17 protein-coding genes and 1 pseudogene are annotated in these 16,368 nt (G+C 73.0%); 13 read left to right on the top strand and 5 right to left on the bottom strand.

Translation table 11 applies throughout. The annotated features are described in order from the left end of the window. Positions 1-411: 411 nt before the first annotated feature. Entirely contained in the window at positions 412-648 is a 237-nt protein-coding gene (locus QOZ89_RS18810; RefSeq protein WP_312624367.1) for a hypothetical protein, read from the top strand. 200 nt (positions 649-848) lie between these two features. On the opposite strand, the gene QOZ89_RS18805 is transcribed toward QOZ89_RS18810, so the two are convergent. From QOZ89_RS18805 to QOZ89_RS18795, 3 genes are all read right to left on the bottom strand, one after another. Next, a complete protein-coding gene (locus tag QOZ89_RS18805) occupies positions 849-1,358 on the bottom strand; it encodes a GNAT family N-acetyltransferase (protein ID WP_312624366.1) in 510 nt (169 codons plus the stop codon). Next, positions 1,355-1,846, bottom strand: coding sequence for a hypothetical protein (locus QOZ89_RS18800; RefSeq protein WP_312624365.1), 492 nt, complete (start codon positions 1,844-1,846; stop codon positions 1,355-1,357). The genes QOZ89_RS18805 and QOZ89_RS18800 overlap by 4 nt, the downstream gene beginning before the upstream one ends. Positions 1,847-2,227: 381 nt before the next feature. Next, positions 2,228-3,022, bottom strand: a complete 795-nt coding sequence (locus QOZ89_RS18795; protein WP_071050493.1) for a class I SAM-dependent methyltransferase — start codon at positions 3,020-3,022, stop codon at positions 2,228-2,230. Positions 3,023-3,280: 258 nt separating this feature from the next. Here QOZ89_RS18795 and QOZ89_RS47410 point away from each other — a divergent pair. From QOZ89_RS47410 to QOZ89_RS18755, 10 genes and pseudogenes are all read left to right on the top strand, one after another. Beyond that, positions 3,281-3,727 (top strand): annotated as a pseudogene (locus QOZ89_RS47410) (class I SAM-dependent methyltransferase); the annotation flags it as partial. 15 nt (positions 3,728-3,742) lie between these two features. Beyond that, positions 3,743-4,069: a hypothetical protein gene (locus QOZ89_RS47405; protein ID WP_397428806.1), complete on the top strand. Its 327-nt coding sequence runs from the start codon at positions 3,743-3,745 to the stop codon at positions 4,067-4,069. Between the two features lie 653 nt (positions 4,070-4,722). Beyond that, positions 4,723-5,121: an endonuclease domain-containing protein gene (locus QOZ89_RS47400; protein WP_083419642.1), complete on the top strand. Its 399-nt coding sequence runs from the start codon at positions 4,723-4,725 to the stop codon at positions 5,119-5,121. Positions 5,122-5,272: 151 nt separating this feature from the next. Then, a complete protein-coding gene (locus QOZ89_RS18785) occupies positions 5,273-6,697 on the top strand; it encodes a coiled-coil domain-containing protein (RefSeq protein ID WP_312624364.1) in 1,425 nt (474 codons plus the stop codon). Between the two features lie 700 nt (positions 6,698-7,397). Further along, positions 7,398-8,111, top strand: a complete 714-nt coding sequence (locus QOZ89_RS18780; protein WP_312624363.1) for a Uma2 family endonuclease — start codon at positions 7,398-7,400, stop codon at positions 8,109-8,111. 130 nt (positions 8,112-8,241) lie between these two features. Further along, complete coding sequence (locus QOZ89_RS18775; RefSeq protein WP_312624362.1) at positions 8,242-8,805, top strand: SigE family RNA polymerase sigma factor; 564 nt, start codon at positions 8,242-8,244, stop codon at positions 8,803-8,805. Next, on the top strand, positions 8,802-9,845 hold the full coding sequence (locus QOZ89_RS18770) for a hypothetical protein (RefSeq protein ID WP_312624361.1): 1,044 nt from the start codon (positions 8,802-8,804) through the stop codon (positions 9,843-9,845). The genes QOZ89_RS18775 and QOZ89_RS18770 overlap by 4 nt, the downstream gene beginning before the upstream one ends. A gap of 53 nt (positions 9,846-9,898) precedes the next feature. Further along, entirely contained in the window at positions 9,899-10,444 is a 546-nt protein-coding gene (locus QOZ89_RS18765; RefSeq protein WP_312624360.1) for a zinc-binding dehydrogenase, read from the top strand. A 138-nt stretch (positions 10,445-10,582) separates the two neighbouring features. Continuing rightward, positions 10,583-11,290 carry an alpha/beta fold hydrolase gene (locus tag QOZ89_RS18760; protein WP_312624359.1) on the top strand — a complete coding sequence of 236 codons (708 nt, stop codon included), beginning with the start codon at positions 10,583-10,585 and terminating at the stop codon, positions 11,288-11,290. 125 nt (positions 11,291-11,415) lie between these two features. Beyond that, complete coding sequence (locus QOZ89_RS18755; RefSeq protein WP_312624358.1) at positions 11,416-12,000, top strand: sugar O-acetyltransferase; 585 nt, start codon at positions 11,416-11,418, stop codon at positions 11,998-12,000. Between the two features lie 54 nt (positions 12,001-12,054). Here the strand turns inward: QOZ89_RS18755 and QOZ89_RS18750 are convergent, their stop codons facing one another. Beyond that, positions 12,055-12,882 (bottom strand): class I SAM-dependent methyltransferase, encoded by an 828-nt coding sequence (locus tag QOZ89_RS18750; RefSeq protein WP_312624357.1) that lies wholly within the window; start codon positions 12,880-12,882, stop codon positions 12,055-12,057. A 305-nt stretch (positions 12,883-13,187) separates the two neighbouring features. Between QOZ89_RS18750 and QOZ89_RS18745 the strand changes: the two genes are divergently transcribed. Further along, entirely contained in the window at positions 13,188-14,264 is a 1,077-nt protein-coding gene (locus QOZ89_RS18745) for a GlxA family transcriptional regulator (RefSeq protein WP_312624356.1), read from the top strand. Between the two features lie 22 nt (positions 14,265-14,286). Here QOZ89_RS18745 and QOZ89_RS18740 read toward each other — a convergent pair whose 3' ends face one another. Then, positions 14,287-14,892: a hypothetical protein gene (locus QOZ89_RS18740; RefSeq protein WP_071052598.1), complete on the bottom strand. Its 606-nt coding sequence runs from the start codon at positions 14,890-14,892 to the stop codon at positions 14,287-14,289. A gap of 249 nt (positions 14,893-15,141) precedes the next feature. On the opposite strand from QOZ89_RS18740, the gene QOZ89_RS18735 reads away from it, so the two are divergent. After that, positions 15,142-16,344 (top strand): MFS transporter, encoded by a 1,203-nt coding sequence (locus tag QOZ89_RS18735; protein WP_312624355.1) that lies wholly within the window; start codon positions 15,142-15,144, stop codon positions 16,342-16,344. Positions 16,345-16,368: the final 24 nt, after the last annotated feature.

The following is a 16,368-nucleotide window of genomic DNA, read 5'->3' as shown; positions in this document are numbered from 1 at the left end:
GGACTTGCCGTCGCTCTGACACCACTCGGGGCCGGCGTCCTGACCATCCGGCGCTGGGCCACGACGGGGCCACTCGGACGCGACGGCCTCTCGGTGGTCACGGGAATCCTCGGCTTCTTCGTCATGCTCGACGCCTGGTCCTGCCCTCCCCGAACGGCGCCACGCTGTCCGCCGCCGCCAGCGCATACGGGGCCGCACCGGTCGCCGGTTGCCTGCGCAACGCCGCGGCCGTCGGCGACCTGCTCGCCCACAACGTCGCCGCTGGCCGCTCCGTCGCGGTGATCGCGGCCGGGGAACGCTGGCCGGACCCGTCGGGAACCGCGCACGCCGGCCCGCTGCGCCCAGCCGTCGAGGACCTCCTCGGCGCCGGCGCGGTCATCGCCCGAGGCCGGCGACCTCACCCGGACCCAGTTGTCCCCGGAAGCCCGCGCCGCCCGGGCGGCGTTCGACGCGGCAGCACCCGTCCTGCACGACGAACTGCGCGGCTCCGTCTCCGGGCGGGAACTGCTGGAACTCGGCTGGGACGACGACATCGAGGCCGCCGCCCAACTCGACGCCGACACCGCCGTGCCCCTCCTGCACGACGGCGCCTTCACCGCCGTCGCCGGGTCCGCCCTCCAGACCCGTTCCAGGGAGCAGATCTGGTGAAACGTCCGCGCAGAACCCGCGTCGCAGAGCTGGTTCAGCAAGACGGCGCACCACGGACTGTCTCAGCGAATCCGCGCTGCCCAACTCAAGGCCCTTGATCGCGAAGCAGGTTCGGTGAGACGGCACACCGGTGTCGACAGACGACCGTTTGCCGACAAGATCCCCGGTGGGTCATCGTGGCCCTTCAGGACGTCCGATACTTAACCGCGTGAGCGATTGCGATCCGGCCGCCTCGCCGCGACGGACGACGATTCTTCGCGGGGTCGGGCGGAGCTCATTCTGGTCTTGATGTTGTTCTGGCCGTGCCGAGCGACGTCGTGGAAGCCGAGCCGCCGGTAGAGGGCGTGCGCTTGCTGGTTGACGGCCTGGACGTCGAGGGTGACGGGGTGGCCGCGGCGAGCGGCCTCGTCGAGGAGGCTCTGGATGAGGCGGCTGCCGATGCCCTGCCCCTGGTAGCCGGGGTGGATCTCGATCCGGCCCAGGTAGGTCTCGGTCGGCCGGCGTTCGACGCTGATCGAGCCGGCGTCGTGGCCGTCCACCGTGATGATCTGGGTCCGCGCCGGGTCGAAGGTCCGCTCGTGGTGGGCGCGTTGGAGGGCGTCGTCCCAGCCCCAGATCTGCTCGACGTACCTGCCCATCGCGTCGCGGTGCAGCGCGAAGCAGAACTCGCTGTCACCGGATGTCGCTGGCCGTAGCCCAACCTCGGTCATGCGACCCGTTCCATCGAGCTACGAGCGTTCGCGACCAGGGCGGACGCCCCGTCTACGTACCCCGACGATGCATACCTCCAGGCGTCGGTGTACTCGACGCAGTGCTTCCCCAGCCGGTCTTCTGTCGCTGTCAACAGGCACTGGTGCAGGTAGTCGTGCCGGCTATCGAGGATCAGGCCGGCGGCTATCAGCCCGATGACGAACGCGACCGTCCATCGCTTGACGGCGCCCCGGTTGTGGACCAACCAGGCCAGCACGAGCGCGGCCAGGGGTGCGCCGGCCACTATGACGGCGGCGCGGATCAGGGCCCGATCGCCGGAAAGGATGGCGGCTCGGGTCGGCAATTCGTCGGATGGAGGAAAATTGCTGGCCGTGAGCATCGCGTCGAACAGGTATATGGCCGTCCCGAGGATCCCCCCGACGCCCAGCAGCAGCCGCAGGAAGAAGGTCACATCGAACCCGTCCTGCGCCGAAGTCTGATCGGTCACGCTGTCGATCCTCGCTCAGCGCCGCGGCACGCGCGGTCGAACCCCGGCGGGCCGCACCCACGGCCTTCCCTCGTCGCCTCAATCCCGGACCACGCCGAACCCGGCGGCGGCCAGCGCATGCCGGTAGCGCTGCTACTCACCATGACGGTCGAGAACAGGGCCGTCGGCCCAGCGCACCAGGAACGCGGCGTGGTTCTGTGGGCTTCCGCGACGAACCCGATGTGCCGTGATTCCTTTGGTGCGCTCGGACCCGCTGCGCAGGCCGCTGAAGCTGCCCATGATCCATTGGCCTGTCTTATTGGATCTGGTCCGGAGAGCATGATCTTTCGCGTCACCTCGTCGAAGGTGCTCGCTCTGGCTGAGATCCGTGGCGTCGTTTGGCTATGCCCTGATTGCAATCAGCGCCCGGACCGTGACAGCTTCGACGAGGTCGGCGTCGGGGAGTTCCTGCAGGGCGTCGGTAAGGGCGCATTCGAAGGCAGGCTGCTGGTCGCCGAGGAGATGGCGCAGGGGAAACGACGTCGAGTAGAGGTAGCCGATGATCCGTTCGATGGTCCAGTGCCGGGAGAACTCATAGGTAAGGCGTTCGACATGCCGGAACGCGGAGCGGGCTAGGACCGGCTCGGCGCCTTCGGCGGCCTGCGTGGGCGTGGTGTTCGCGGGCTGGCGGTCAGGCCCGAGGAAGCGCTGCCGCACCATGTCGACCGTGCGCTGCCAGGGAGTGCTCGCCTGGACCAGGCAGGAGTCACCGACGATCACAATGCCGCCGTCGTCTGTGACCATGCCGGCAAGAGCGGCGAGGACCTGGTCCCGGTTCATCCAGTGGAACGACCGGCCCATCGTCACCAGCCGGAACCGCCCGAACATTCCCGGCAGGTCGTCGGAACGGCCCAGCGTCCATGTCACGTTGGCGACCTCGGCCGCCCTGGCCTGCGCCGCTGCCTCACGCAGCATCTCTGCCTCCGGGTCAACGCCGACTGCCTCGGCGACGTGACGGGCGAGCGGGAGGGTCAGCTGTCCAGTGCCGCAGCCGAGGTCGAGGAGCCGGCCGGTGCCGTCGAGACGGAAGCGCCGCACCACGTCATCGATGAATGCCGAAGGATAGTCGGGTCGAAATCGCGCGTAGTACCAGGCTGTCGCGGCGAACAGCTCCCGCGCGTCACCATCTCGGTTCATGATCAATTGATCTGTCTCCTCGGGCTGGTCTGGGATTCGTGATCTTTCCAACCTCGCCGGTCGGGTCTGCCATGGCGTGAGCTGCGATGCCTCAGATAGGCCGGTAGGGCTGAAGGTCTTGATCTGTCATTGGATCTGCGGCAGGTCGCGGTGGCAATGGTCGCGAAGCGGAAAGCTGCGGTCGCGGCGGGCAGGCAAAACTGATCGCCAGGCGGGGGCGGGCTTTTCATACTGGGCAGGGTGGAGATCGATAGCCGGATGACGGCCCAGTATGAGCGGGTTGACGAGGACGACCGTCTGTGGCGGCCGGGCCTGGGCGACCTGGTCCGGCTGCGGACCTGGGACATCTTCACGCGGTTCCTGCCCGGGCACGGCCGCGTCGTGGACGTCGGTGGCGGTCCGGGGACCCACGCCGCGCACCTCGCCGGGCGCGGCCATGACGTTCTCCTTGTTGACCCGGTTGCCCGCCATGTCGAGATGGCGCAGGCCCGATCCCGGGCGCAACCGCACGCGCCGTTTCGAGCCGAGCTGGGTGAGGCCCGTCGTCTTCCGGTGCCCGATCAGACGGCCGATGCCGTTCTGCTGATGGGCCCGCTCTATCACCTTGTCCAGCGGGATGACCGGGTCGCGGCGCTGCGCGAGGCGGCCCGGGTCCTTCAGCCGGGCGGTGATGTTCTGGTCGAGGTCATCGCCCGGCACGCCTGGGTCCTCGACGCGACGTTGAAGGGCCTGCTGGGAAGCCGCGAGATCTGGGACAACTTTGACCGCAACCTGCGTGTCGGCCTCAGCCAGGACCCGGACCGGCCCGCCGATGGCAGCTTCTGGGCCTACTTTCACCACCCTGAGGAACTGCGCGCGGAGCTCGACCTCGCCGGCTATCGAGACATCCGCCTCGTCGCGGTCGAGGGTTTCGCCTGGCTGTTGGGAGACCTGGCGCAGCGGATGACCGACCCCGCCGATCTGCTCAGGGCCGTCCGCCTGACCGAAACCGAACCGTCGATGCTCGGAACGAGCGCGCATGTCATCGGCGTCGCCCGCAAGCCGTAGGGCTATCGCCTGACCATCCAGCGCGCCGGGATGGCTCAGATAGCAATGTCGTTCAGGGTTTGCGGAAAAATAACCCGTAGCTTCCGGGTTCGCCTGTCTTGGCGAGGTATGGCCTGCATGGAGGAGTTCGGCGGGTGCTCGGGGCGAAGTTCCCGCATCTGGATGAGCGGCAGCGCCGGCTGGTGATGGCGGCTGAGGCGCGGGCGCTGGGGCATGGGGGGATCCGCTTCCCCAGGCCTGAGGAACATCGGAACGAAACCGTCCGATCCACCTGAGCAAGCGCCGCAGACCAGTTCCACTCAGGTTGACACGCGCTGCGCATGGCCCACGGGAGCTGCCACAGCCGCACCGTGCCGTCGGCGCTGGCCAGAGTGCGCCCATCCGGGAGAACTCGACCGCGGAGTCCGTCCGAGGCTGGAGCCAGCTCACGCGGAACGGGCCGGGCAATTTCGTCACACCGGCAAGCCATGATCGGGTCGTGATAGATCCACACATTGACCCTGATGAGGCCGCGAGCCGCCGAACGGATCTCCTGGTGACCAACGGACGTCGGCGATGCGCGCGCTGTGACCGGGAGTTGGCGGAATCTGCTTACGCCCGGCCGCGAACCGTGAAACGCCCGGGCAGTGCACAGTGCGAAGTGCGGTCAGCGCATGCCGCGTCCGGCCTACCGTCAGGTGTCCGCCGGCCGTTGGCGAACCGACTGCATGGACTGCGCCAACTCCCGAAATCGGGAGAGGTATCGCATCGAGGGCGGTTTGGAGCGGATACGCCGTGACCACTGGCTACGAACGTATGGGCTGACCGTCAGCGCCTATGCGGCCCTCATGGCGTCGCAGGACGGCAAGTGCCCCGTTTGCGACGTAGTCCTGTCCTCACTGCCCGGGAACCGCGTACACGTCGATCATGACCACCGCGATGGCCGGGTACGTGGCCTGCTCTGTTCGACGTGCAACGTGCGCGTCGTGCCAGCAGTCGAAGCACTGGCTCCTGACCTACTGGCTCGCGCTATGGCCTACCTTCAGCGCACCCTCGCCGGTCGCGACCTCTAGCGGCATCTAACTCACGAGAACGGCAGCTTATCGAGCGTCAGACTTTTCGTCGCGCGACCCGAAGCGTTTCGTTCCGTCGTTCCGTTGCGTCTCTGCTACGTTCTTGACGAAACGGAACGGGCGGATCTGGGTGGGGACGGAAGGGCTGGGCGTGGCGAGGACAACGAGGACGGGTCGGGACGCGGCGGACGACGGGGCCGGTTCGAGCGGCGACGAACCGGCGGGCCCGTCGACCGGGTCCGCCGGCGGGCGGGCCGCGGGACCGGCGGACCCTTCGGCGTTCGGCGACGGCACGCGGAGCCTGACGGACGCGCCGGTCGGCGGGGGCGGGGCGCCGGTCGTGGTGGTCCCACAGACGCGGGTCGAAAGCGCGGTGTGCGGCTACCCGGGGTGCCCGAGGCCGTGCGCACCGGCCGACGGGCCGGGGCGGCCACCGGCGTACTGCGACGACCCGGCGCATACCCGGCTGTCGGCCTACCGCCGCCGCCGCGACCTCGCCGCGGCGGCCGACGGCGTCAGCGGCGAGGCCGTCGGCGGTGACGGGCGCAGGCGGCCCGGGTCCGGGCGCGCCGGCGGCCAGGGCGCGGCCAGGCCCACTGGTGAGCAGGCGGCACGACGGCCGGTGGCGCTCGCACGACTGCGCGCCGACGAGCTGGCCGCCCACGTCGGCGACCTGGCCGCCGACCTGGGCCGCACCCTGGACGCGTTCGCCACGACCCTTGGCCGCCTCGGCGACGTCGCCACCGCCGAGGCGCAGGTGGAGGCCGCCGAGGCGGACGCCGCCCGCCGGGTCGCGGACGCCGCCGCCCGCGCCGGACGCGCCGAGGCGGCGGCCCGCGACGAGGCGGCCGCCCGCGCCGACGCCGAGGCGGTCGCCACCGAGGCCGCCACCGCCCTCGACGAGCTCGAACGCCGGCTCGAGACGGCCGAGGCGGCGGCGCTCGCCGCCCGCCGCGACGCCGATGAGGCCGGCGAGCGCGCCGCCCTGCAGACCGAGCGGGCCCGCGCCGACGTCGAGGCCGCCCGCGCGTCCGCCCGGGACGAGATCTCGGCCGCCCGCCGGGAGGCCGAGGAGCGCGCCGAGGGAGCCCGCGCCGAGGCCGCCGCCCGGCTCGCGACCATCCGGGCGACCGCCGAGCGGGAGATGGCCGCGCTGCGTGGTCAGGTCGCCGCCGCCCGCGGCGAGCTCACCGCCGCCCGCCGGGACGCCGACGCGGCGACAGCGGCCGTCGCGGAGCTGCGCGCCGAGCTTGCCTCGCTGCGTGAGTCGGCGACCGCCGAGCGGGCCGCCGCCGCGGCGGACCTGGACCGGGTCCGCACCGCCGCCGCCACCGAGGCGGACCGGCTGCGCCGCGAAGCCGCCGACGAGCTGGCGCGCCTGCGGGCCGCGGCCGACTCCGAGCTCGCCCGGGTGCGCGCCGAGGTGGCGGCCGCCCGCGAGGCCGACCGGGCCGCCGCCGACGAGCGGGCCGGCGTCCTCGTCGAGGCCCGCGCCGACGCCCGTGCCCGCGCCGAACGCGCCGAACGCCAGGCCGACGAGCTCGCCGCCCAGCTGGCCCGGCTGGGATCCCGGTAGGAACGGAAACCGGAGTTGCTGGCAGACTTTTTCACGGTCGGCGAAGGTCAGCTCATGATGGCGGAGATGCTCCAGACGTCGTCGTATCTCACCGACGTCATCGCGGGCGCCGACCCCGCCGGTCATCTACCTGACCGACACGTTCGGGCCGGCGTTCCCCAAAGGAGAACCCGCCCTCCGCTGACGTGGCGTTCGGGACCCGCTCCAACTGCGCCCGTGACGGCGCCCCGACGAACGAGTCACAGACCGCAGCCTGCGCGTCAGACGGGGAACTCGGGCGGCACCCCGTGAGACCCTCGTCCGTGCCTCGTCATCGCGCACGGCCCGTTTGGAGTCGTCGACCCGGTCACGGCGTTCGCCCGCGTCCTGCCGGCGTCCCCACCGCCGACCGGTACGCCGGCGCCCTCGCGGTGATCACGGATCCTGCATCCGGGCCCTGGATCATCGGGCCGGAGTCGCGAACATCCGTCAGGAACCGCTGTACGTCGGCGGTGTCGCGGCCGCGGTGGAGGGCCAGGCGGTGACCGCCCGGCCTGCCGCGCCCAGCCCCGCCACAGGTCGTAGGACCACCCTGGGACCACAGTCGCGCGGGCGGGGGCGTGGACAACCGGCACGCATCCACAGTTTCGTGATGTTGGTGGCGGCCGTACCCGGCCGGCGCGCACCGTTGCCCCATGTCCCTGGCCCCGAGGAGTGCACCATGTCGGTCATGGCCGTTCCACCGCCAACACCGCCCCCGCCCGACCCGTGGTTGTTCCCCGCACCGGGCCCGGACGGGTTCACGGCCGACGACCTCGCCGACCTGTCCGACGAGGGCGGCCACGCGGAGATCGTCGACGGGACCCTGCTGGTCTCCCGCCCGGGTGGCTTCACCGTCGACGATCTCGACCGCATCCCCGGCGGCGACGGCAACCGCTACGAACTCATCGACGGGATGCTCGTCGTGAGCCCGGCGCCCGGCATGCCGCACCAGGTCGTCGTCACCCGGCTGGCGATGCTGCTGACCGCCGCCTGCCCGCCGGACCTGTTCGTCCTCGGCTCGTCGCCGGCCATCCGGACAGGGCGCCACGGCAGTGTCGAGCCGGATGTCGTGGTACTGCGCAAGGCCGACGTCGCCGCCGCGTTCGACCGGCCGTACACAGGCGTGCCGGTGCTGGCCGTCGAGGTGCTCTCCCCGTCCGGCAGAACCTTCGACCGCCTCGTCAAGCGAACCATCTACGCCCGCATCGGCGTGCCGACCTACTGGATCATCGACCCGTCCCCGCGCACCGGCCCGGCCATCACCGCGTTGCGTCTCGACCTCGCGACGGGCGAATACCAGGACGACGCGTCCGTCGACCCGGGCGGCATCCTCACCACCGCCGAGCCGTTCCCCGTCACCCTCCGCCTCTCCGACCTGCACGACCTCGGGTAGCGACACCTCGCCGTAAGGCGCGACGTGGATCCAGAACAGCGGGGTCATCCCACACCTGGGATCGGAAAGTTCGGAAAACCGGGCAACCTGGAGACGGCCCGCCGGCCTCTGTAAGGCGAGGGAGGTCGTGTTGCGCACAGACGAGGGCGACGACGGCGGGTTCACGGCGTACTTCACGCCGCGGGCTGCCGGGCTGCTGCGATTCGCCTACCTGCTGACCGGCGACGCCGGTGAGGCGGAGGACCTGACGCAGACGACGCTGACCCGGGTGTTCGTGGTCTGGCCGCGGGTCCGCGGCCACGACCGGCCCGACGCCTACGCCCGCCGGGTGATGGTCAACACCAACACCAGCCGGTTCCGCCGCCACCGGGTCCGCCAGGTCCTCGTCGACGTGCCGCCGGAGCGGGCGGAACCGTCGCCGCAGCTCGCCGCCGTCGAGGACCGGGCGGGACTCGCCGCCGCGCTCGCCACGCTGCCACCGCGGCAGCGGGCCGTCGTCGTGCTGCGCTACTGCGAGGACCTGCCCGAGGCCGAGGTCGCCGCGCTCCTGCGCTGCTCGGCCGGCACCGTGAAAAGCCAGGCGGCGAAGGGCCTCGCGAAGCTGCGCACCCACCCCGCGCTCGCCAGCCCCACCGCCCCACCGGCCCCGTCCCGCGTCACACGCCCCGTCGTCCCGCGGCAGGAGACGCCATGACCAACACCCCGTCCGGCAGCTCCGACGACGCGGCCGCCCGCTGGCTGCGCTCGGCGACCGGCCAGCTGGAGGTCCACCCGCCCGCCGAGCTGCTGCCCGCCGCGCTGGCCGCGGCGCCCGCCGCCCGGCGCCGCCGCCGCCTCGCCGTCGCCGTCCCGGCCGGCGCCGCCGTCCTGGCCGCCGTCGTGATCGGGGCGGGCGTCCTCGCCGGCGGCCGCGCGGACAGCCGGACGACGATCCGGCCCGCGGCCGGGTCCCCCACCGTGGTCCGCGGCGCCGCGCCGGCAATCCCCACCGAGGTCCCCGCCGCCGCGGGCGGCCCGCCCCTCCACCTGCGCTACGTCGACACCCCCCGTCTGCTGACCCTCACCGACGCTCAGCGCGACGAGGTCGACGCCGGCTGCGCTACGCCCTACGAAGCCCAGCTGCCGCCGGACGCGGCGCGCCTGTTCGTCGCCGTCGCCGACCGATGGGGCCTGCAGGTCCTCGTCGCCGACGCTGGCGGTGGCGGGTCGTGCCGGACCTTCACCGGCTCCGGGAGCGTCCCCGACTTCTCCGGCCTGAACGGCCCTCTCCTGTGGTCGCCCGGCCGGCACGACCTGACCCGGCCGCCAGCAACCCCCGTCGAGGTGTTCAACTCCGGCGAAGACGGGTCCGGCAGGCTGGGCGAATGGAATGCGCGGCAGTGGGCCGCCGGCCAGGTGTCCCCGCAGGTCGCCCTGCTCGTCGCCGCGCTTCCAACCGGAGACGCCGTCGTCGTCCCCTTCGAGCCCGCGACCGGCGCGTTCATCACCCGCATCCAGGTCACGACCCCGGATCTCGCCCAGTACCAGGCCATCGGCCAGATGCCGCTGACGTTCTACGCCTACAGCTCGACCGGCACGCTGCTCGCCCAGGCGACGGCGGCCACCTGCGGTCAAGTGTCCGCGTGCGACAGCGGGCCTGGGACCTTCCAGACCCAGATGCCCTCACCCTTGTCCTCGCCACCGGCGGCACCAGCATCGGGCACGGGCAGACCTGCCACCCCCGCCGCTGGTTAGGCACGGCACCCGCCCGCCCCGGTGTCGGACCGAATCACCCGGAGGAGACCGTCGTGCCGGCGGCGACCGCCGCGCGGCTGCCAGACGGGCTCGATCCGGTCGGCGCGGCTTCCCTGCCGCTCAACGCCTCGACCGCGGCGCAGCTGGTGGACCGGCTCGGCCCCGCCGGGGCTGTGGGCGGGTACGCCGTCGCGCTGGCCGCCCACGCAGGCTGGGCCGTCACCGGACTGGCCCGCGAGTCCGACCGCGACTTCGTGCTGAGCGCCGGGGCCCGCGCGCTGGTCACGCGGCTGCCGGAGCCGTCGTTCGACGCCGTCGTCGACGGTGCCGTCCTGCACGCGGCGGCCCTCGGCGCCCTGCGCGACGGCGGGACGTTCGTCGGCGTCACCTCGGCGTCTCCCGCCACACCCGAGCGGGGCATCGAGGTCGCCATCGTCAACGTCCAGCCCGACGGCTCCCAGCTCGCCGATCTGTTCGCCCTCGCCGCCGCCGGCGTCCTGGAACTGAGAGTGGCCGGCCGGGTGCCACTGACCGAGGCGGCGGCGTACGGCAAGGTCGCCGGCGGGGGACAGCGGGGGCGGTGGCTGCTGGTGCCCTGACCCAGCCCGGTCTCGACGGGCGTCGTCCCGCGCGCCGTTCCGCTCACCCGCCACCCACCATCCACCATCACCGCACCGGCGATGAGTCTCACCCCGGCTTCGGGTCTACACCCGGAGAACCCAGGAACGGAGGACGAGATGATCGAGTCGAGTGGGCGGACTCCGATGCCGGCGCGGCCGCGGACCTTCGCGCTGATTCCCGGCGCCGGGGGCGTGGCCGCGTACTGGCATCGGGTGGTTCCGCTGTTGCGCGAGGCCGGGCACGAGGCGGTCGCCGTGGACCTGACCGGCACCGGTCCGGATGCGGGGCTGGCGGAGTACGCGAAGCTGGTCTGCGCCACGGTCGACGGCCGGGACGACGTGGTGGTCGTCGCGCAGTCCCTCGGCGGGTTCACGGCACCGCTGGTCGCCGAGGCGGTCCCGGTGGCCGCGCTCGTGTTCGTGAACGCGATGATCCCGGCTCCGGGCGAGACGCCGGGAGCCTGGTGGGACAACACCGGGCAGGCCCAGGCGCTGGCCGCCGCGGCCGAACGGGGTGGCTACAGCGCCGAGTTCGACCTTGAGACGTACTTCCTGCACGACATCTGCGCCGAGGACGCGGCGGCGATCCGGGAGGATCAGCGCGACGAGGGCGACGCCGTCTTCGAGTCCGTCTGCGCGTTCGACGCCTGGCCGGCCATACCGGTCAGGGTGGTCGCCGGAGCCGACGACCGTTTCTTCCCGGTGGACTTCCAACGGCGGGTGGCACGCGACCGTGTGGGCGTGGAGGCTGATGTGCTGCCCGGTGGTCACCTGATGGCGCTGTCACAGCCCGACGCCCTCGCGCGTTACCTGATCGGGATCTGAAACCGGCGGATGTCGCCTGAACCGGGCGGACCGCCGCGGCGGATGGGCGTAGCGTGCCGGTGCCAGGCGGGGCCGGACGGGTGCCGGCCCCGCGTCCGCCGGGGATTCAGGGAGGCGAGACGGCGATGCCCGAGCAGACCGCGGCGGTGCGGGCGGTGTCCGAACAGAAGCGGCGGATGCTGGCCGGGGAGCTTTACCACGCGGGTGACGAGGAGCTGGCCACCGACCGGCTGCGGGCCGCGCGGCTGCGCGAGCGGTACAACGCCACCCGCGCCGACGAGCCGGAGCTGCGCGCCGAGATCCTCGGCGAGCTGCTCGGCGAGGTCGGGGACCGGGTCGAGATCCTCCCGCCGCTGCACGTCGACTACGGCTACCAGACGACCATCGGCCCGGGCACGTTCGTCAACACCGGTGCCGTGCTGCTCGACGTCGCCCGCATCAGCCTCGGCGCCGACGTCCAGATCGGCCCGGGCGTCCAGCTGCTCACACCCACCCACCCGCTCGACCCGGTCCTGCGCCGCATCGGCCGCGAGGCGGGTGAACCGATCACCATCGGCGACAACGTGTGGCTCGGCGGCGGCGTCATCGTCAGCCCGGGCGTCACCATCGGGGAGAACTCGGTCGTCGGTGCCGGCGCCGTCGTCACCCGTGACCTGCCGGCGAACGTGCTGGCCGTCGGCAACCCGGCCCGGGTGATCCGGACCCTCTGACCCGGTGCGCCGCGGGGCGGGCTCGCGTGGACGAACAGGGGCCGGGCGGACCGCTCAGGGCTTGGTGGCGCGCAGGGAGTAGAGGAGCGGGGCGCGGGGGGTGCCGGGCGGGAACCGGTAGAGGCCGTCGTCGCCGTGGACCAGGGTGTCGAACCGCTGGGACGGCACGCAGTCGTGCTCGTGGAGGAACTCCAGGCGCAACCCGGCGCCGGCGACCGCCGAGACAACGGACCCGAGGGTGTGGTGGTACTCGACGGTCACGTTCGCGTCGGTCTCCGCGTCGGGGTCGGCGTAGCTGCCCTCCTCCTCCCAGACGATCGGGCCGATGTCGAAGTAGTCGAGGTCGAACGTCGAGCCCGACTCGTCGTCGAGGACGTCCTGCACCGGATGGGTCTCGGCCAGGTAGAGGAAGCCACCGGGGGCGAGCAGCCTGGCCACGACACCCGCCCAGCGGGCGATGTCCGGCAGCCAGTTGAGCGCGCCGATACCGGTGTAGACGATGTCGAACGTCTCACCCGTGAGGACGTCCGCCGCGTCGTAGACGTCGGCGGTGAGGAACCGGGCCGGCAGCGTCAGCTCGGCGGCCAGCGCCTCCGCCGCGTCGACCGCCGGGGCGGAGAAGTCCAGTCCGGTGACCGTCGCGCCGCGGTGCGCCCAGGACAGGGTGTCCAGGCCGATGTGGCACTGCAGGTGCAGCAGCCGGGCACCGGTGACGTCCCCGACCTCGTCGGTCTCGAAGGCGCGCAGTACGTCGGGCTCGGCGAGGAACTCGTCGAGGTCGTAGTAGTCGCTCGCGAGATGGATCGGCACCCGCTCGTCCCACCACGCCCGGTTCGCCACCGCCCCGTCGCCCGGCCCGGCCCGCTCACCCAGCTGCGTCACGCGGGTGACTGTAGCGCCTCGGCCGCGTTCCCTCTCCCGATTTTCTCGGCGGCCCCTGGACCAGTCCGCATGCGGAAACCCGGACGGAGATCAGAGCCACCGGGGGCCGCCAGGACGGTGGTGTGCCACCCGGAGGCTGGCCGGTCGCCACTGCGGGCCAGGCCTGCCGCGGGGCCTCCATGATCTGGTGGATTTTTCGGGGCCGGAGCACGTTTTCGGGGCCGGAGCACGGACGAACACACCAGATCATGGCAGGGCCGTGGCGGCGAGATGGCTGGAACCCGGCGGTCGGCTAGGTTCCAGCCATGACGACGTTCCCAAGGACCGGCCAGCCCGCCTCCGGGGAGGCGTCTCGCCGAGCGGTCGAGCCGGCGCCAGTGGTCCGTCCCGTCCCGGTAGCGGGATCGGCCGGCCGGCATCTGGTCGCGGTGCTGGCGGTCGACGGGGTGGTTCCGTTCGACCTGGCGGTGCCGGTGGAGGTGTTCGGGCGGGCCCGGCTCGCCGACGGCCGGCCGGCCTACCAGGTCGTCGTCTGCGCGGCCCGGCCAGGAGCCGACATTGACGCGGGGACGTTCACGCTACGGGCGCGCCATGGGCTGGACGCGCTCGCCGAGGCCGACACGGTCGTGGTGCCCGGCGCCGCCGACCCGGCCCTCCCCGTCGAGGCGGTCGTCGTCGACGCCCTGCGCGGCGCCGCCCGTCGCGGGGCGCGGGTGGCCTCGGTCTGCTCGGGCGCGTTCCTGCTCGCCGCGGCCGGGCTGCTCGACGGGCTGCGGGCGACGACGCACTGGCTGGGAACGGCGGAACTCGCGGCCCGCTACCCCGGGGTCGATGTCGACCCGGAGGTGCTGTTCGTCGACAACGGCGGCCGGATCCTGACCTCCGCGGGGGCGGCGGCCGGGCTGGACCTGTGCCTGCACATGGTCCGCGCCGACTTCGGGTCGGCCGTGGCCGCCGACGCGGCGCGGATCTCGGTCATGCCCCTGGAGCGTGCCGGCGGGCAGGCGCAGTTCATCGCGCACGAGCCGCCGGCGCCCGACGGGGTCTCGCTGGAGCCGCTGCTGCGCTGGCTCGCCGACAACCTCGACCGGGAGCTGTCCCTCGACGCCATCGCCCGACAAGGCGCCCTGTCGACTCGTACCCTGTCGCGGCGGTTCCGTGAGCAGACCGGCACCACCCCAGCCCAGTGGCTGGCCCGCGCCCGGCTGCGCCGCGCCCAGCAGCTGCTCGAGTCCACCGACCACGGGATCGAGTGGATCGCCGAACGGGTCGGCTTCACCTCGCCGTCCACGTTCCGCGACCGTTTCCGCCGCCTCGTCGGCACCAGCCCCCAGTCCTACCGCCGGGCCTTCCGCGCTCCTGAGGCTGAAAGGGCGGCCTGACCCGGCGTCGGCCCACGGGCCGTCAGACGCCCGTGGTCGAGCCCGGGCGGACGATCATGAGGACGACGACGGCCGCCCAGAGCAGGTTGAAGATGCCGGTGGTCATCCCGAGCCGGGCGGCCGCGCGGGACAGCACCGGCGACGCGTCGGTCGCCACCCGGGCAGGGGACGCGACGGCGACCGAACCGGCGGAACCACCGGAATCGGCCGAGCTGGCGGAGCCCGCCGGAGCGACCGCGGCGGCCGGAGCGGGCTCGTCGTCGCCAGCGGCGGGTCGCGGCGCGGCTTCGGGAAGGGTAGCGAGCGCCCGGCGCTGGCCGGGCAGGATGACGGCGGCGAGCAGGGCGGCCGCGGCGGCGGTCAGCACGATGGAGATGATCACCCAGGCGTCGCCGAAGACGTGCAGCGGGCCGGCGGTGGCCAGGCCGAAGAACGGCACCGCGATCCCGAGCAGCGCGTAGACCCGGCAGATCCGGTGCAGGGCCCGCGCCACACCCGCGGCCGGGCCGTCCGCCGGACCCACCGCCGCCAGCCGCAGGTAGCGGGGGAAGATGCTGGCGGCCACCGCCACCGGCCCGATCGCGAGGATCGCGGCGAGCACATGCAGGCTGAGCAGGATCTTGGCCACGGATCGGTCTCTCCACGGGTCGTCGGGGTCGAATCACGACGCTAGCGACGCCACAACCGCCCGAGCAGTGGCCAGAACGCCAGATGCCGCCGGATTCCGGCCAACGGCGCGCACAGAAATGCCTTTGGCCCGGGCCTGGCTGGCCATAGGTTGCTGACCATGACCTGGCGACATTGATCCCACCAATGGCAACCCAGCCGGCGACGAAGCGCCGCGCGGCCCGAGCGGGCCCTCGCGCGGCGGCTGTACATGTACGCGTTCCTCGAGGAATGCGTGCCGTTCTACGCCCTCTACGCGCTGCTGTTCGCGGACAGCGGGGTGTCGACGGCGGGCATCTCGGCGCTGTTCGCCCTGTGGTCAGCCACGACGTTCCTGCTGGAGATCCCGTCCGGGGTGTGGGCGGACGTCGTCTCCCGGCGCCGGCTGCTGACGTTCGCCCCCGTGCTCGACGCGGCGGGCTACGCGCTGTGGACGGTCGCGCCGTCACTCTGGTCGTTCGCCGTGGGGTTCGTGCTGCTCGGCGCCGGGGTCGCGCTGCGCTCCGGCGCGCTGCAGGCCCTCGTCTACGCCGAGCTCGACCGGCTCGGCGCCACGGCGGCCTACCCGCGGCTGATCGGCCGCTCCCAGGCGGCCGGCGGAGCGGCCGGTCTGCTCGCCACCGCCCTCGCCGGCCCGCTGGTCGCCGTCGGCGGCTACCTCGCGGTCGGCGCGGTCAGCGTCGTGTCGCTGCTCCTGTGCGCCGCCGCCGGTCGCGCCCTGCCGGAACAGCCACAGCCAGACGACGTGGAGAAGGCCGGTCAGGACGGCTCGGACGGCTCCACCGCGCCGGCCGACGACGAGGACGCGACCGCGGGCGAGGCCCGGCCGGGGCTGGCGGTGCTGCGGTCAGGACTGGCGGTGGTACGCCGGTCGGCGCCGGTGCGGCGGGCTCTCCTGCTGTCCGCGGCGCTGACCGTCGTCGGGGCGCTCGACGAGTACGTGCCGCTGCTCGTCCGCGACACCGGCGCCGCGCCCACGGCCGTGCCGCTGCTGGTGACGGTCGTGGCCGCCGGGTCGACGCTGGGCGGCCTAGTCGCCGGCCGTGGCGGCCGGCGGCTCGTTCCGCTGCTGGCCACCGCCGCGGTGCTGCTGGCCCTCGGCGCGGGCAGCGGGGCGCCGGTCGGGATCGCCGGCGTCGCCGTCGCGTTCGGGATCTTCTACTGGGCGCTCGCGCAGGCCGACGCCCGGCTGCAGGACAGCCTCGACGACACCTCCCGCGCCACCGTCACCTCGCTGTCCGGCGCCGGCATGGAGGCCGTCGGCATCGCCACCTTCGCGGCCTACGGCGCGGGCGCCGACGGGCTGGGCCTGTCCGCCCGCTGGCTGTTCGCCGCGGCCGCCGTCCCCTACCTCCTGCTCGTCCTCCCAGCCGCCGCCCGCCGGGCCAGGTCCCGGTCCCAGGCGAGCCCATGACCCAGACCAGGCTGCACGCCGCGC

The organism is Pseudofrankia coriaricola (assembly GCF_032027725.1).
GTDB lineage: Bacteria > Actinomycetota > Actinomycetes > Frankiales > Frankiaceae > Pseudofrankia.
Note: the sequence above shows the minus strand (reverse complement) of the source record. Positions and strands in the feature narration are given on the sequence as shown.

What these genes read in the sequence shown, in the direction of transcription:
- QOZ89_RS18795 (WP_071050493.1), bottom strand. Translation starts at nt 3,022, where the DNA reads ATGAACCGAGATGGTGACGCGCGGGAGCTGTTCGCCGCGACAGCCTGG.
- QOZ89_RS18735 (WP_312624355.1), top strand. Translation starts at nt 15,142, where the DNA reads ATGTACGCGTTCCTCGAGGAATGCGTGCCGTTCTACGCCCTCTACGCG.
- QOZ89_RS18760 (WP_312624359.1), top strand. Translation starts at nt 10,583, where the DNA reads ATGATCGAGTCGAGTGGGCGGACTCCGATGCCGGCGCGGCCGCGGACC.
- QOZ89_RS18755 (WP_312624358.1), top strand. Translation starts at nt 11,416, where the DNA reads ATGCCCGAGCAGACCGCGGCGGTGCGGGCGGTGTCCGAACAGAAGCGG.
- QOZ89_RS47400 (WP_083419642.1), top strand. Translation starts at nt 4,723, where the DNA reads ATGCCGCGTCCGGCCTACCGTCAGGTGTCCGCCGGCCGTTGGCGAACC.
- QOZ89_RS18805 (WP_312624366.1), bottom strand. Translation starts at nt 1,358, where the DNA reads ATGACCGAGGTTGGGCTACGGCCAGCGACATCCGGTGACAGCGAGTTC.
- QOZ89_RS18780 (WP_312624363.1), top strand. Translation starts at nt 7,398, where the DNA reads ATGTCGGTCATGGCCGTTCCACCGCCAACACCGCCCCCGCCCGACCCG.
- QOZ89_RS18745 (WP_312624356.1), top strand. Translation starts at nt 13,188, where the DNA reads ATGACGACGTTCCCAAGGACCGGCCAGCCCGCCTCCGGGGAGGCGTCT.
- QOZ89_RS18770 (WP_312624361.1), top strand. Translation starts at nt 8,802, where the DNA reads ATGACCAACACCCCGTCCGGCAGCTCCGACGACGCGGCCGCCCGCTGG.